This is a genomic window from Comamonas sp. MYb21, assembly GCF_037479395.1.
GTDB lineage: Bacteria > Pseudomonadota > Gammaproteobacteria > Burkholderiales > Burkholderiaceae_C > Comamonas.
This window is the reverse complement of sequence record NZ_JBBGZC010000023.1, coordinates 7806-23373: the sequence shown is the minus strand read 5'-3', so window position 1 is coordinate 23373 and position 15568 is coordinate 7806. Positions and strand designations below refer to the sequence as shown.

Below are 15568 nucleotides of genomic sequence, written 5' to 3'. Positions count from 1 at the left end.
AGGGCTATCGCCCATCGAGTTTGAACAGCGCCATTCCCAACGGCTCAAGAGTGTCTAGCCAAGTCGGGGCGATTCACACTAAGGAAGCCAATCCCTGGGTCTGTACCAGTCTGACTCGGCAAGACTTAGTGCCGAAACTACGAGGATTACTCCCTGTAATGACTGCTCTTAGGACCGCGAGTCATTGAGCTTGTTGAACTAATGGACTGCAACTAGCCTAAAAAAGCTATCAGAGCATGAGCACTGCCAACTGACACCTCGACACCTGCTTCGATGCACCGCAAACGCTTCTTTAAACCTGCCAACTTTCTCCAAGCCGAACACCAAAAATTGCGGTTTACGATTCACTGGCTCTCAACACGCCATTCCCCCACAACCCCAAAGCTTATTTGCGAATGATTCTCAATTGAGCGTATACTGCACCCATGGCGTAGCAATTGCGGCTACTCCAAGGTTCATCGTGGGGCGACTTACCGGAACTGTCCGGAAGTCGTTTTTGCCAGCCAATGGTTCACACTAGCCACGCATTTTTTTGCGATGAACACCGGCTTCGATAGCGCCATTGCAGCGCAGCGATCCAGTCTTTGACAGCGCCTTTGCTCGCTGCCCGGCCACTTGTTGGCAAGTCAGCACCAGCAGATCTTGTGTCCACCCTCCCCTGATCTTTCTCTATCTACACACATGCCAACGGCATGTTTTTTTGCGTCTGCACAGTGCATCGCGTTGACTGCTTCTGCGCGCTTCAGATCGCCCCGGCCCAACCAAAAAGCCCAGATCACCCCCGCCAACGGCAGCAGCAATCTGGGCCTACTCACCACACCCACCGCAGCGGCAAGCGCTGCAGCAGGCTAGCTACTAAGAACCGCTAACACAACCCTTGATACGTCGATGCCTAGCCGGCCGCCTCAAGCCTTGCCGTACGCCTGTACTGTCTGCGGCTTGATGCCTTGTCGGGGGCGCCCAGCGTCAACCGCAAACCTTCGGTTTGCTGGGTCGTGTTAGCGGCTCTGAATTAATTAAAAATCCACCGACGCCGACAGCGCAAAAGTACGCGGCGCGCCCAGTGCCAGGCTGGACAGCTGGGGCATGCCCCAGTAGGACTTGTTGGTCGCATTCAGGATCGACGCGCGCAGGGTGACGGGCTTGTCGGCCACCTTGGTGCTGTAGCGGGCGCCCAGGTCATAGGTGGTGCGGCCGGCGGCCCAGAGGCTGTTGTCGGCGCTGATGTACTGGCGGGATACGGCGGTGGCGTTGGCGCTGAGGGCGAGGCCTTGTACGCCGGGGACATCCCATTCCGCACCCAGCTTGCCCTGCCACTTGGGCGTGCCGGTGGCGAGCTTGCCTTGGTTGACGCCACCAGCGGTTTGCGTCAGCTTGGGCGCGGTGTAGGCCACGCCGCCCATCAGGCGCAGGCCGTGCATGGCGTTGCCGAAAAAGCTCCACTCAATGCCCCGGTTGCGCTGCTCGCCGCCGAACGAGAAGACGTTGGTGACGGGGTCGGTATAGCTGCTGGGCCGGGTGATTTCAAACACGCTGACGGTGTGGGCGAAGTCGCCCAGGTCGAGCTTGAGGCCCATCTCCTTCTGCTTGCTCTTGTAGGGGGCAAACACTTCGCCGGCGTTGGCGGCGGTCATGGGTGCGGTGGCGCCCTGGCTCAGGCCTTCCATGTAGTTGGCGTAGAGCGAGAGGTTGTCGCTGGCCTTGACCAGCAGCGCAGCGGCGGGCGAGGTGGCGCTTTCGTCATAGCGCGAGGTGCGCGCGCCCGAGGTGATGTTGTAGCTGTCACTGATCACCTGCTGGCGGCGCACGCCCAGGGTCAGCTGCACGCGGTCTTGCGCCATCGACAAGGTATCGGCCACGCCATAGCTGGCCAGGCGCACCTCGGTGTGCGAAATGTGGGGAGCGACAAAGTCGGCAGCCGGGCCCCATACCGGGTTGTAGATATTGGTGGTCCAGTCGGCGCCGGGCACGCTGCGGCGGCCGTAGTCGTTTTGCTTGTGGGCGTAGTGCGTCGCGTTGACGGCCCACTGGTGGCCGACCGGGCCGGTTTGGCTGCGGCCCTTGATGCCGACCTCGCCCGACTGCTTTTTCACATCAAAGGCGAGCTGGCCCATCGTTGTGCGGAAGTCGCCTGCGCTGTTCAGCACCAGGGCCGACATCGCGCCGTTGTACTGGTAGTCGGTCTTGCTCATGCCAAAGGCGGCATAGGCCATGACCTGGTCGTTCAGGTCGTACTCGCCGCGCAGGATGGCGGCCTTGTCCTTGGTGCGCACGGTGGACCAATCGGGGTTCAGCAAGGTATCGCCCTTGGGCGCCTTGGGGATAGGCAGGCCGGGCGACAGGCTGATGCCCCGGTTGACGCCGTTGACCCGGTCGTCGCTGGCATAAAAGTCGGCCGACAGGCGGGTGCGGTCGCCGCGCCAATCCAGCGCCAGCGATGCGAGCTGCACTTTTTTCTGCTGGTCTTTGATGGAGCCATCGCCATCGCGGTACACGCCGTTAAAGCGCACACCGAGCTGCTGGCGGTCGCCAAAGCGGCGGCCCATGTCCAAGTGGCCGCCCAACTGCGCATCAGACATATAAGTGGTGGTCAGGCGGGTGAGCGGATCGTTGCCGGCGCGCTTGGGCACCAGGTTGACGGCTCCCCCCACCGAGCCGCCTGGCGGCATGCCGTTGAGCAGTGCCGATGGGCCCTTGAGCACTTCGATGCGCTCAAACATCTCGGGCGAGGTGCGGTAGTACGGCGCCATGCCGTAGAGGCCGCCAAAGGTCATGTCGGTGGAGCTGGATGCGAAACCCCGGATCGAATAGTTCTCGGCCCAGGCGCCTGAGACGCCATTGCTGAACACCGTCGGGTCGGTCGCGGCAATCACGTCAGTGATGTTCTGCGCCTGGCGGTCTTCGATGTACTTCTCGGTGTAGCCGATGGTGCTGAACGGCGTCTCCATAAAGTCCTTGTCGCCCAACAGGCCGACGCGGCCGCCGGTGGTGACCTGGCCGCCGGCATACGGCGCTGCAACCTGGGCGGCTTTTTCTTGCACCGTTATCGGCGCCAAGGTGACAGCGTTGTCAGCGCCTGCGGATGCGGGATCTGCTGCGCTGCTGGTTTGCGCGTTGGCCAGGGGCGCCGCGACCAGCATGGCGCCAATGGTCAGGCCCAGCAGCACCTGGGGGCTGAGGGGGCGGAGCGCATCGATGGCGCTGCTGCGCCGTGCAAACGGGGCCGCATGCTGCGCGGCGGGGCGGTTGGGTTGAAGGCGTTGAGACATGCCTGGTTCCTTAGAGGTGATGACTACAGAAAAGCAAGGGTGGCGCGCTGGTGGGCGCCGGTGCTTGGCGCACGACGGTGCCCAGCGCAATGCGCCTGGAGGTTTTTTTGGCTGGGTCGGAACCTGGCTACAACGGGAGGGGAAAAGAGAAGCTCGATGTGGTGGCTGGCAGGCGGTCAGCCCGGGTAGCCACGCAGCACGTCGTCAATCAGCAGGCTGAGCGAGGTAGGACTGGCGCCGGTGGTGTACCAGGCGTCGGCATCGACAAAGACGACGCGACCGCTCTTCCAGGCCTGGGTCTCGCGCAGCAAGGGGTTGGCCAGTTGGTCAGCGGTCATCACCGCGTGGCGCTCCATCACGGCAGTGCGGTCCACCACATAGAGGATGTCGGGGTTGGCCTGCTGGATGAACTCGCTGGAGATGGGCTGGCCATGCAGGCTGCCCTCGGCATCGGTGCTGGCGGGCTTGACGCCCAGATCACTGAACACAAAGCCGTAGCGCGACTGCGGGCCAAAGGAGCTGAAGGCGCCGTTGTTGTGCAGAACGATCAAGGCCTTGTCGTTGCTGCCCGCAATGCGCTGGCGCGCTTGCGCCAGCTTGGCATCCAAGACGGCCACCTTTTGTGCGGCCAGCGCCTCTTTGTCAAAGATACGGCCCAGGGTCAGCAAATGGTCTTTGACGACTGCGATGTGCTTGGCATGGCTGTCCTTGAAATCCACATCCAGATGGATGGTGGGCGCGATCTCGCTGAGCGCCTGGTAGTGGTTGGCCTGCAGGGGCGTGATCAGAATCAGGTCGGGCTTCAAGGCATGCACGCGCTCCAGGTTGGGCTGCACGATGGCGCCCAGGTCTTGCACGGCGGCATCGGCTTTGTACTTGGCCAGAAAGTGCGGCACATAGTCCTTGACCATGCCAGCAATCGGCACACCGAGCTGATCGAGAAAATCAGCCTCGTTCATCTCCAACGCAGCCACCCGCTGCGGGGTGCGGGGGATGACGGTGCTGCCCAGCTGGTGCTGCACGGTGATGGGCGCGGCGGCCGGCGCGCTGCTGGCTGCAGCGCTGGGCGATGGCACATCGGCGGCCGAACTGGATGCGCGGTCGCAGCCGCTCAGGGCCAGGGCGATGGTGACAGCGGCGGCTGCGGCGATGGCCGTAGACAGGGGCCGCAGAAAGGTGCGGGCGCAGGTGTGAATGCAGATGCGGGGGCGTTGCATGGCAAAGGTTTCCTAGGTCTTGAAGTAGTTGCACAGGCATCCCTGCGCGGTGCGGCTGATGTCAAACCGCAGCTCGAAAAGCTGCGACAGATTGGCTTCGGAGATGACGTCATCGCTGGGGCCGCTAAAGCACAGCATTCCGCCTTTGAGCGCGACGATGTGGTCCGAGTAATTGGCGGCAAAGTTGATGTCGTGGATGACCAGAATCACCGTGCGGCCGGCCTCGTCGCAAAGCCTGCGCAGCGCGCGCATGATCTGCACGGCATGCTTCATGTCCAGGTTGTTCAGCGGCTCGTCGAGCAGCAGCACATCGGTCTGCTGGGCAATGGTCATCGCCAAAAAGGCCATCTGCCGCTGGCCGCCACTGATCTCGTCGATATAGGCGTGGCGCAGCGGCTCGAGCGACAGGAAGGCAATGGCCTCATCGACGGCTTGCTGGTCTTTGCTCGTCAACGTGCCCCGGTGGTGCGGAAAGCGGCCAAAGCCGACCAGCTCTTCGACCGTCAAGCGCATCTGAAAACCGGGCGACTGGCGCAGGGTGGCAATGCGCAGCGCATAGTGCGCCACCGAGATGGTGGCAATGCTGCGGCCATCGAGCTGGATCTCGCCGCTGCTGGGCGCCAGCAGGCGGGCAATCATCATCAGCAAGGTGGATTTGCCGGCGCCATTGGGGCCGATGAGCGAGGTGATGCGCCCGGCCGGGAAGGCGGTGCTGACGCCCGACAGCACGGCGCGGCTGCCATAGGATTTATGGAGGTTGCTGACAATGATCATGAGAGAGCCCGGCCGCGCACCGTCAGCACCAGAAAGTAAGCACCGCAGACCAGATTGACCAGGATGCTGACGGTGGTCTTGTAGTTGAAAACATGCTCCACCAGCAGCTGCGCTACCAGGAAGATGGCGATGGCGACTGCGCAGCCCATCGGCAAGGTGCTGCGGTGGCGCCATTGCGGTGCCAGCGCGTAGACGATGTTGGCCACAAAGATGCCCATGAAGGCCGTGGGCCCGATAAGGCTGGTGGACACCGCCACCAGCACCGCCACCAAGGCCAGGTACAGGCGCATGCAGCGCGCATGGGGCACGCCCAACGATATGGCCTGCTCGCGGCCCAGCGCCATCACATCGAGCACCGGCAGGGTTTTGTGCAGCACCAGGCAGACGGCACCCACGGCCAGCGCGGCATAGGCCAAGGTATCGGGCCGGGCGCGGTGGAAGGACGCATAGCCCATGCCTTGGAACACCGCGAACTCGCCCGGACTGATGCGCAGCTGCACAAACTGCGTGAAGGTGCCGATCACCATGGTCAGCACCAGGCCGACGAGCAGCAGCACATAGACATCGCCCTGCCCCCGGCGCAGCAGCCAGCGCTGCAAGCCCCAGGAATACACCAGCATCAGCGCCACCGATACAAAGAAATTGCCCCGCTCGCCCAGCATGCCCATGCCCTGCGTACCCAGCACCAGCAGCAGCATGGCCTGCCACAGCAAAAAGACGGCCTCGTAGCCCATGATGGCGGGCGTCAGAATGCGGTTGCCCATCAGGGTCTGGAACACGATGGCCGACACCGCCACGCAGATGCCGCCCAGCGCAATAGTGGCCAGGCGCAGCAAACGCCGGGGGATGACATAGCCCATGTCCAGCCCTGAGCCCAGCAGCACAAAGCCCAAGGCCAGCACGGCGATGCCCAGCCACAGCGCATGGCTGCTGCGGAATGTCTTCAAGGTGATCGTGCGCTTCATCGCCGCCCCCGCAGAATCAGCACCAGGAAAACGACGCCGCCCAAGGCGCCGGCGGTCAGGCCAATGGGCACCTCAAACGGATAGATCAGCAGGCGGCCGGCGATATCGCAGACCAGCAGCAGGCTGGCACCGCCCAGCGCCACCAGCGGCAGGGTGCGGGCCAGATGGTCGCCCTTGTACAAGGCCACCAGCTGCGGCACCACCAGGCCCACAAAGGGGATGGCGCCCACGGCAATGACGGTGGCCGAGACGGTGACGGCTACCAGCACCAGGCCCAAGGTGGCAGTGGCCGCATAGCCCATGCCCAAGCTGGTAGCCATCTCCTCCCCCATGCCCAGCACGGTAAAGCGCTGCGCATACAGATAGGCCAGCGCCACCACCGGCACGATGATGTAGAGCATCTCGTAATGGCCTTGGACGATGCGCGAAAAATCGCCCAGCAGCCAGCCCTGCATGCTTTGCAGGATGTTGTTGCGGTAGGCATAGAACTCGGCCACGGCGCTGAGCACGCTGCCGTACATCAGCCCGATCACGGGCACCAGGACCGTGTTCTTGAAGCGGATGCGCGCGATGATGGCGACATAGAGCAGGCTGGATGCAAAGCAGAACAGCAGCGCCAGACCCATGCGGCCCGGCGCGCCGGCAGACGGTACCGCCGTCATCGCGATCAGAATGCCGAGCTTGGCGGCATCAAGCCCGCCCGAGGTGCCAGGCTCGACAAACTTGTTGCGCACAATGTGCTGCAGGATCACGCCGCAGACGGCGAGGCCCGCCCCCGTCAGCACCAGCGCCGCTAGGCGCGGCAGCCGGCTGGCCGTCAACGTGAGCCAGGCATCACCCGACAAGCTCCACAGCTGCGACCAGGCCATCTGGCGCGCCCCCACCAACAGGGACGCCAGGCACAGCAGCGCAAAGCCCAAGCACCAGCGCAGCCGCATCAGCCCTGCTCCCCAGCTGCGGCAATGCGCCAACCCTGGGCGTGCGCCCGCTGGGCCAGCCACTGTGCATAGCGGCCCGATTGCGCTGCCAGCTGCGCAGGCGTGCCTTGCTCCACCACCTGGCCTCCCTCCAGCACCAGCACCTGGTCGGCCATCGCAATGGTTGACAGCTGGTGCGCAATCACCACCACCGTGCGCTGGCCACGCAGGCGCGCCAGGGTCTGCGCAATCAGCGCCTGGTTCTCGGTATCGAGCGCGGCGGTGGCCTCGTCCACCAGCAGGATGGGCGCATCCTTGATAAGGGCGCGCGCAATCGCAATGCGTTGGCGCTCACCGCCCGAGAGCTGGGCGCCACCCTCGCCCACGGGGCTGTCCAGACCGCTTGGCAGGCGCTGCGCGATGCTGTCCACGCCCGCTTGCTGGGCGGCTTGCCATACCTGGGCATCGCTGGCACCAGGCCGGCCGATGCGGATGTTGTCGGCAATGCTGCCGGCAAACAAATAGCTGTCCTGAAAGATCTGGCTGATCTGCGCGGCCAGTTGGGCCTCATCCATCTGCCGCACATCGGTGCCGCCAATCAATACGCCGCCCTGGTCCACATCCCAAAAGCGTGCGATCAGCCGCACCAGCGTGCTTTTGCCGGAGCCCGATGCCCCCACCAAGGCCGTCATGCTACCGGGCGGCACATGCAGGTTGATGCCACGCAGCACGGCGGGCTGGTCTGCGCCATAGGAGAAATGCACATCGCGCAGAGTGATCGATGCATCGCGCGGCAGCTGCGGGTGCTGCGGCTGCGGCAAGGGCTGCTGCGCCAGCAGCGCGTCCATCGCATCCAACTGGCCGCGCGCACTGCGCAGCGCCTCGGCATAGCCCACCAGCTCCAACAGCGGCTCGACAAAGCGGCTGATCAGCAGCATGGACAACACGGCGCCGATGACCTCTCCAGGCGCCAGCGCCTGGGCGCTTTGCTGATCGATGCCGATCACAACGGCGACCAGCAAGGCTGCCAACACCGCCTGCACGGCCCAGACATTGAGCACCGACGACAGCGCGGACACCGCAATCAAGCGCCCGGCCGACTGGCGCTGCTGGTCCATCGCCTGCGCCACAAAGCGGGTGCTCTGACCGCCGCCCTGGAAGGCGCGCAAGACCGACTGGGCCTGCGCAAACTCCACGATGCGCTGGCCGGTCTGGGCAAAGTCGCGCTGAAACGCGGCATCGGCCCAGCGGCCCATGCGGGCGGTCAATACCAGCACGCCCAGCAGCAGCGGCAAGGCCAGCAGGCCGATAAGGCCCAGACGCCAATCCTGCACAAACAGCAGCGCCAGCACGACCAGCGGCGCCACCACACCGCTGATGACGGGTGTGAGCACATGGGCCGGCAGCTGGGCCACGGCCATCATCCCTTGGGTGACCAGGTGGCTGACCTTGGCGGTGTTCTGCGCGTTGAACCAGCCCATGGGAAGGCGCGCCACATGGGCACCCAGCCGGTGGCGGCCGGTTTGCAAGATCGCAACTCCAACGCCCACCCCGGCTTGCTCCACCCGGCCGCGCCACCACCAGGCCAGCACCACGGCGGCCAACATGGCCAGCAGCCAAATGCCAGCTGCGCGCCACTGGGCCTGCAGCAGCTGGGCCATCAGTGGCAGCAGCAGGGCCGTGCACAGGCCGCAGAGCGCGCCATACCAGGCAGCCATCCAGGCGTAGCGGCGCAACAAAGGGGCCTGCTCGCCCAGCAGCAGGTTCAAGGTTTTCAGCATGGCGATGCCTCCTGTGCGGCGGCATAGCCCCCTTCGCGCCACAGGCGGGCATAGCGCCCGCCTTGGGCCAGCAGATCGGCGTGGCGCCCCTGCTCCACCAGGCGCCCTTCGTCGATCACGAGGATCTGGTCGGCCTGCATGACGGTATCGAGCCGGTGGGCAATCACCAGCACCGTGCGGCCTTGCGCAAAGCGCGACAGCGCGCGCTGAATAGCGGCCTCGCTGTCGGCATCCGCAGCGGCGGTGGCCTCATCCAGCACCAAAATCGGTGCATCCATCAGCACCGCACGGGCAATGCTGATGCGCTGGCGCTCGCCGCCCGAGAGCTGCGCGTCCTCGCCCAGCACCGCGTCATAGCCGCGTGGCAGCGCTGCGATGCAGCCATGCACATCGGCGGCGCGCGCGGCGGCTTCCACCTCGGCCTGGCTGGCGCCGGGCCGGCCCAGCGCTATGTTGTCGCGCAGGCTGGCATGGATCAGGCGCACATCCTGCAGCACAAAGCCAATGCGTTGGTAGAGCGCTGCGCTGCCAATGGCGCGCATGTCCGCGCCACCCAGCGTGATGCGGCCCTCGGTCGGGTCAAAAAAGCGCAGCAGCAAACGCACAATGGTGGTTTTGCCAGCGCCCGAGGGGCCGACGATGGCGGTGACCGTGCCAGGCGCTAGCTGGAAGCTGATGTCCTGCAGCACCTGCTGGCCCGGCGCATAGGCATAGCCCACCTGGTCAAAACAGAGGTGGTTATTCAGTGGTGACAGCTGCTCGCTGGGCGCCGGTTGCGCCAGCACGGGCGTATCGAGCAGCGCCAGCACGCGCTGGGCCGCTGCGGTGGCGCCCTGCAGGTCATGCAGCAAGGTGTGCAGCAGCAGCACCGGCGCGCAGATGCCGGGGGCGACCAGCACAAAGGGCAGCAGATCCAGCGGTGCCAGCGCACCCAGGCTGCCCAGCAGCCAGCCACCGGCCAGCACAAAGCCCAATACGGTGACCGGGGCGGCCATGCCATGGGCATGGGCCATGGCAGCGACCAGGGGGCGCACAAAATCTCTAAAGGCCTGCGCAAACGCATCGACCGCGCCCTGGTAGCTGGCCTGGCCCTGGCCGCTGTTGCCAAAGGCCTTGATGACCGGCATGCCGGCAACAAAGGCCACGGCGGCCGATTGGATGCGGCCCATGTGGCCGGCAAACACGCCCATCTGTGCGCCGCTGGAGCGCAGCGCCCGGCGCAGAAACCAGACATAGCCGGGAAACGGCAACAAGGCGATCAAGGCCATGCGCCAGTCCTGCGCCAGCAAGTAGGCCACTGCGACCAGCATCGCGCCACCCGCGCGAGCCACCGAGGTGTAGAAATGCGCGCTGAGGCTGTGCAAGGTGGCCATGTCGTCCTGCAGGACCTGCTTGACCTCGCCCGACGAGCGGCTGCTGAACCAGCCCAGTGGCACCTGGCCCAGCCGCTGCACGGCGGCGCGGCGCAGGCCGTGGGTGAGCTGGTTGTCTGCCCTATGGGCCAGTACCTCGCCGGCCAGCACCAACAATGCGCCGCAAAAGAGACAGGCCAGTGCCCCCGATAGCAGCGGCCAGATGCTGCCGGTGCCCGGCTCGCCCAGGCTGAGCTGGGCCATGCGCACCATTGCCGCCAGCGGCACCAGGCTGAGCATGGCCCCCAGGCCCGACAGCAGCGCGGCCACGGTCAAACGCCCGCGAATCGGGTGGAGCACCCGCCTGATCGGACCGGGCCCTGGGGCTGCGGCAGCCGCCGCGTCATCTGCATGCATGGGAGCAAGACCTAGAGAAAAACGGATGCGCTCGCGTGCAGACGGCGCCGTCGCGCTACAGCGCCCGGCGGCGTGACTGCGCTGCGCCGGGCCTGCGATAGACAGCCCGCCCCAACGCGAAACGCAATAGGAATAATAATTAGTTGCATCATACTAAACTAATAAATTACCGTACATCTTTTACAGCTATCGCAGCAGCGGTTTGGCTGACAATGGCCTGGTACCTGGAGAGAACATGGACCCCGAGAAAAAAGCAGCCCCACGCGGGCGACCGCGCCTGATCACGCAAGAGCGCATCGCCGATGCAGGTATCGAGATGGGCTTGCCCAACATCACCTTTGTGGGCGTGGCCAGTGCACTGGGCGTGACGCATATGGCGCTGTACAAGCATGTGCCCAGCCTGGCCGAGCTCAAGCACATGGTGGCCGAGGAGATTTTTCGGCGCTGGGAGTTTTCTCTGCCCAAGGTGGGCGAGCAAGAGGGCCTGCAGGACTACCTGGTCCGCTTCAGCGATTCGGTGCGCCAGTTCGCCAAGACCTACCCCGGCGTGACGCCCTATGTGATCCGCAGGCTGGTCGCCACCCCGGCAATGCTCGAGAAGATCGATACCCACCAGGAAGAAGTGGCGCAGGCCTACCGCATCGGCAAGGAGCAGTCGCGCTGGCTGCTGGCGACCATCGCCTTCCACGGCCTGGCCGCTGCCGACTCGGTCTACTCGGCCGCACGCCAGGAGAGCGTGGTGCCCACCAGCTACGAGGCTGAGACCGCCGAGATGGAAGGCGATCTGGCCCAGGGCATGCATGCGCTGATCGCCGGCGCGCTGCTGCAGCTGCAGCTCGACCCGCAGCTGCAGCCCTGACGCTCTCGGGTCTGCCCCAGGCGCCCTCTGCCATGCGCCCTGCTGCAGTCTGAACGCAGGCCTCGCTGACCCGCTGCATGGTCAGCCTTGGCAATTACTACGGCTCGCCTTCCAAAGACGCCTTGCGCCTCATCGCTATCCGCGTCCATGCCATGGGCGCGAGCTCTGCAGCCACTAGCTAGTTGCGAGCCCGCAGCATCCGGACTGCGCCTCCTCCTGAAAGCACCCCCGCCCTGGCCACTTTGGCGAGGTGGGCGCAGCCTTGCGCCGGCATTTTTTGGGCGGTCTCGATAAATATTTTCAAAAAGATGTCAGGAATCGATCAGGTCGAACGACTTCATCAACGTGGCAGCGCTGTGCTGTGCACTTTCAACCTTTCATCACCAGGAACTACACCATGAACATCAAGACCCTCACCACCTTGGCCGCCGCTGTGCTCGCAACCTCCGCCTGGGCCGCTGGCAGCCAGGACAGCAAATGCGGCGCAGGCAGCTGCGGCAAGAAGGAATCGAGCACCAAGGACGCCAACTGCTCCAAGAAGGATGGCGGCTGCTCGAAGAAGGACGGCGGTTGCTCCAAGAAGGACGGCGGCTGCTCCAAGAAGGATGGCGCGGGCACCCACTGACCCACTCCGTCATAAACAACACCAGGGTGAGCCTCCCACGCTCACCCACCCCACCACAGAAAGGGTTCCCACCATGTTGACCACTACCACGATCACCACCCGTCTTCTTCTGGCTGCCAGCCTGGCCTTTGCCGGCAGCGCCCAGGCCATGAGCACCGCCCCCGTGGGCAATGGCTCGGACTACCCGGCTTACGCCACCTCCGGCAGCAGCCTCACCCGCGACCAGGTCCGGGCAGAGCTCAGCCAGGCCCGTATGGACCATGCGCGGCAGTTCGACGGCAATTTTGATGCGCCGCAGTTCAAAGGCCAATCCGGCATGGGCTTGAGCCGTGCGCAGGTCATCGAGGCCGCCTCCCAGGCCCGCATGGCTGGCACCTTGCCACAGGGTGAAAACTTTGGTGGCTAACGTTGGCGGCGGGTTGGCCAAGCGCCAACTCGCGCCTGCACAGAAATGAGGACACCATGATTGGCCTTGGCTTTCGACGTGAAATGCTCGACTGGGATATGTCCGCCGTGCATGCCGACTTCTTCGAGGTCGCACCCGAGAACTGGGTGCGCCGGGATCTGGCACCACTGCAGGCGCTGATCGACTCGGGCCGCCCGGTCCACCTGCATGGGGTGGCCCTCAACCTGGGCGGCGCCGCACCACTGGACAGGTCCTTTCTGCGCGATCTGCGCCAGCTGATTGATGACCTGGACACCCCGCTGTACTCCGACCACCTGGCCGCAAGCGGCGACAGCTTCCAGCTCTACGACCTGTTTGCCGTGCCCTTTACTGAGTTACATGCGCGCCGCGTCGCCGACCGTATCCGTGCGGTGCAAGATGCCTTGGGCATGCGCATCTCGGTCGAGAACACGACCTGGTACACCAATGTGGGGGCGATGCCTGAAGCGGATTTTCTCGGCATGGTCCTCGACCTGGCGGACTGCCATCTGCTGCTGGACCTGAACAACCTGTCGGTCAACCACAAGAACCATGGCGGCCCCAGCCCCGGCGACTTTGTGCAGGGCCTGGACATGGGCCGCGTGAGCTACATGCATGTGGCGGGCCATGAGTTCGATGCGCGCTTTGACCTGTTCATGGACACGCACAGCCAGCCGGTGGAAGCACACACCCAGCAGCTCGCGCGCAGCCTTGCCGAGCGCCATGGCACCCCCGTGCTGCTGGAGTGGGACAACGATGTCCCCGGCATGGAGGTCATCAACCAGGAGCTGGCATGTCTGCGCACTTCTACGACTATGTAAGAGGCCTGTCCGACCAGGTGCCCCCGGGCTACAGCGACAACGGCATGCGTGCCTACCGCCACCTGGTCTACCTGGGGGCCAGCCAGATGGTGGAGGCCCATTTTCCGGAACTGCGCGAGCAACTGGGCGACGAGGCCTGGCGGGAATTGATCACCGCCTTTGTGCGCGACTCGCGCTGGAGCTCGCCCTACTATGGAGATATGAAAGATGCATTCCTTGAATTCATTGCGCGTGAAAGCACGCGAGAAGATTGATGGCCTGGGCCTGCTGCTGCTGCGCCTGTGGGTGGGGCAGGAGTTTGTGCTGGCAGGTTTTCGTAAACTGTCATCGGGCTGGGAGGCACCGGCCTGGTTTGCCGGCCTGGACTTTCCCATCCCAGTGAGCTGGCTGCCCGCGAGCTTAAATTGGGGCATTGCAGGCCTTACCGAGCTGGTGCTGGGCGTGGCGCTGATCATCGGGCTGGCATCGCGCATTGCCGCGCTGGGGCTGATCTTCATCACCTATGTGGCGGTGTACAGCGTGCACTTTGACCTGGGTTGGGCCGGCTGGAACCAGATCGACAGCGATGACGGCCTGGGCTTCAAGGTGCCCTTGATGCTGGGCATCATGCTGGTCGCCATTGTCAGCCAGGGGCCGGGCCGCTGGTCCCTGGACCGTTGTTGCCACCGTTAAGCCAAGGAGTGTATGCACACCATCGCAGCAGAGATCACCGTCCAATGGCGCAGCGCCATGCTGCGTTTTGCACAGCTGCACCTGCCCTCGCGCGAAGAGGCCGAGGATGCCGTGCAAGATACCTTGGCGGCGCTGCTGCAGCTGGACCGCAGCAGCTTTGACGCTGCCCAGGCCAAGAGCTACCTGTTTGGCATCCTGCGCAACAAGATCAGCGACCGGCTGCGACAGAAATACCGCGCGCCCGTGAGCTATGACGAGGCTTTCCAGGACGACCTCGACCAGATCCTGTTTGACAAGCGGGGCCATTGGGTCGAGGGCGTTGCGCCCACCACCTGGGTCAACCCCCAGCAGCAGCTGCAAAACGACCAGTTCTTCATCATCGTCGATCTGTGTGTGCACAAGCTGCCGGCCAAGCCAGCGCGGGTGTTTTCCATGAAGGAGTTTCTGGAATGCGAGGCCGAGGAGATTTGCAGCACCTTGGGCATCACCAAGGCCGATTACTGGCAGTGCATGAGCCGCGCGCGCAAGCAGCTGCAGCTGTGCCTGCACCAAAACTGGTTTGACAAAGAGACTGCTTCATGAAATGCCGTGACTACATTTTTCAACTCACCTCCGGGCAAATGGAGGAGGCCGGCACGGCGGGCAAAATCGCTGCCTGGCAGCACCGCATGATCTGCTTTCGCTGCCGCGCCTTTACCCGCAATGACCAGGCGCTGCAGGACATGCTCAAGGGCTACAGCGAACATCTGCAAACGCCACCGACCCCACCCGCCAAGCCCTCTTCGGAGAACTAAGGTCCGGGCATGATCACCGGGCCGCCGTCCCAACGACGGATTGCCCCGATCCGCCCGGCATCATCGCTGCGGCAATCAAAATACTGTACATAAATACAGCACCGTGCAAAAATAGCATTTTTGCCTGAACTCTGCCATGGACCATATCGCCACCGGACGCTTTGACATCAAGCTGCAACCCGAAAGCCTCAGCCCGGTTGCGGAGGCCACCGGCCTGGGTCGGCTCTCGCTCGACAAGCAATTCAGCGGCGATCTGCAGGCGGCCAGCCAGGGCGAGATGCTGTCGTTTCGCAGCACGACCGCCGGCTCGGCCGGCTATGTGGCGATGGAACGCGTGCAAGGCAGCCTGCATGGCCGCAGCGGCAGCTTTGTGCTGCAGCACAGCGCCAGCATGGCGCAGGGCGCGTCCACGCAAAGCATCAGCGTCGTGCCCGATTCGGCCACCGATGCACTGCAGGGCCTGCGCGGCAGCATGCAGATCACGATCGACAACGGCCAGCATTCCTACCGCTTTGTGTACCAACTGCCTGAGGCATGACGAGCCCCCAGCACCTTCGGCGACTGAAAAGTCCCCGGGGGGGGGGGGGCAGGCGGCGCCGGGGGGTTTTTTGGGGGGGGGGGGGGGGGGTGGGGACAGAGTGGGCGGGCCGGGCGTACCGCCGCCAGCCCGGGGCGCGCGGG

The 15568-nt window shown here is 64.4% G+C and carries 16 protein-coding genes; 9 read left to right on the top strand and 7 right to left on the bottom strand.

All coding sequences use genetic code 11. The features are described from left to right. Positions 1-1016 precede the first annotated feature (1016 nt). The 7 genes from WH367_RS24130 to WH367_RS24100 all read right to left on the bottom strand — a co-directional run bounded on the left by WH367_RS24130 (position 1017) and on the right by WH367_RS24100 (position 10692). On the bottom strand, positions 1017-3269 hold the full coding sequence (locus tag WH367_RS24130) for a TonB-dependent receptor (protein ID WP_445228155.1): 2253 nt from the start codon (positions 3267-3269) through the stop codon (positions 1017-1019). Between the two features lie 176 nt (positions 3270-3445). Then, positions 3446-4486, bottom strand: coding sequence for a siderophore ABC transporter substrate-binding protein (locus tag WH367_RS24125; RefSeq protein WP_339537978.1), 1041 nt, complete (start codon positions 4484-4486; stop codon positions 3446-3448). Between the two features lie 12 nt (positions 4487-4498). Then, positions 4499-5260 (bottom strand): iron ABC transporter ATP-binding protein, encoded by a 762-nt coding sequence (locus tag WH367_RS24120; protein WP_133857485.1) that lies wholly within the window; start codon positions 5258-5260, stop codon positions 4499-4501. Beyond that, positions 5257-6225, bottom strand: coding sequence for an iron chelate uptake ABC transporter family permease subunit (locus WH367_RS24115; RefSeq protein ID WP_339537977.1), 969 nt, complete (start codon positions 6223-6225; stop codon positions 5257-5259). The genes WH367_RS24120 and WH367_RS24115 overlap by 4 nt, the downstream gene beginning before the upstream one ends. Continuing rightward, positions 6222-7163 (bottom strand): ABC transporter permease, encoded by a 942-nt coding sequence (locus WH367_RS24110; protein WP_339537975.1) that lies wholly within the window; start codon positions 7161-7163, stop codon positions 6222-6224. The genes WH367_RS24115 and WH367_RS24110 overlap by 4 nt, the downstream gene beginning before the upstream one ends. Then, positions 7163-8923 (bottom strand): ABC transporter ATP-binding protein, encoded by a 1761-nt coding sequence (locus WH367_RS24105; protein ID WP_339537974.1) that lies wholly within the window; start codon positions 8921-8923, stop codon positions 7163-7165. The genes WH367_RS24110 and WH367_RS24105 overlap by 1 nt, the downstream gene beginning before the upstream one ends. Further along, complete coding sequence (locus WH367_RS24100; protein ID WP_339537973.1) at positions 8917-10692, bottom strand: ABC transporter ATP-binding protein; 1776 nt, start codon at positions 10690-10692, stop codon at positions 8917-8919. Before WH367_RS24100 ends, WH367_RS24105 begins: the two co-directional genes overlap by 7 nt. Before the next feature lie 235 nt (positions 10693-10927). Between WH367_RS24100 and WH367_RS24095 the strand changes: the two genes are divergently transcribed. The 9 genes from WH367_RS24095 to WH367_RS24055 all read left to right on the top strand — a co-directional run bounded on the left by WH367_RS24095 (position 10928) and on the right by WH367_RS24055 (position 15425). Next, on the top strand, positions 10928-11551 hold the full coding sequence (locus WH367_RS24095; RefSeq protein ID WP_339537972.1) for a TetR/AcrR family transcriptional regulator: 624 nt from the start codon (positions 10928-10930) through the stop codon (positions 11549-11551). A 397-nt stretch (positions 11552-11948) separates the two neighbouring features. Continuing rightward, complete coding sequence (locus WH367_RS24090) at positions 11949-12176, top strand: hypothetical protein (RefSeq protein ID WP_116927743.1); 228 nt, start codon at positions 11949-11951, stop codon at positions 12174-12176. 73 nt (positions 12177-12249) lie between these two features. Then, positions 12250-12582, top strand: coding sequence for a DUF4148 domain-containing protein (locus WH367_RS24085; RefSeq protein WP_043341988.1), 333 nt, complete (start codon positions 12250-12252; stop codon positions 12580-12582). A 56-nt stretch (positions 12583-12638) separates the two neighbouring features. Further along, positions 12639-13421, top strand: coding sequence for a multinuclear nonheme iron-dependent oxidase (locus tag WH367_RS24080; RefSeq protein WP_339537971.1), 783 nt, complete (start codon positions 12639-12641; stop codon positions 13419-13421). Beyond that, the gene (locus WH367_RS24075; RefSeq protein WP_021028916.1) at positions 13394-13675 is read left to right on the top strand and encodes an HvfC/BufC N-terminal domain-containing protein; all 282 of its coding nucleotides are present in this window, start codon (positions 13394-13396) and stop codon (positions 13673-13675) included. The genes WH367_RS24080 and WH367_RS24075 overlap by 28 nt, the downstream gene beginning before the upstream one ends. Further along, a complete protein-coding gene (locus WH367_RS24070) occupies positions 13629-14093 on the top strand; it encodes a DoxX family protein (protein ID WP_312988189.1) in 465 nt (154 codons plus the stop codon). Before WH367_RS24075 ends, WH367_RS24070 begins: the two co-directional genes overlap by 47 nt. A gap of 12 nt (positions 14094-14105) precedes the next feature. Then, the gene (locus tag WH367_RS24065) at positions 14106-14675 is read left to right on the top strand and encodes a sigma-70 family RNA polymerase sigma factor (protein WP_339517187.1); all 570 of its coding nucleotides are present in this window, start codon (positions 14106-14108) and stop codon (positions 14673-14675) included. Then, entirely contained in the window at positions 14672-14887 is a 216-nt protein-coding gene (locus WH367_RS24060) for a hypothetical protein (RefSeq protein WP_021028913.1), read from the top strand. Before WH367_RS24065 ends, WH367_RS24060 begins: the two co-directional genes overlap by 4 nt. Positions 14888-15023: 136 nt before the next feature. Beyond that, positions 15024-15425, top strand: coding sequence for a DUF3224 domain-containing protein (locus tag WH367_RS24055; RefSeq protein WP_339537970.1), 402 nt, complete (start codon positions 15024-15026; stop codon positions 15423-15425). Positions 15426-15568: the final 143 nt, after the last annotated feature.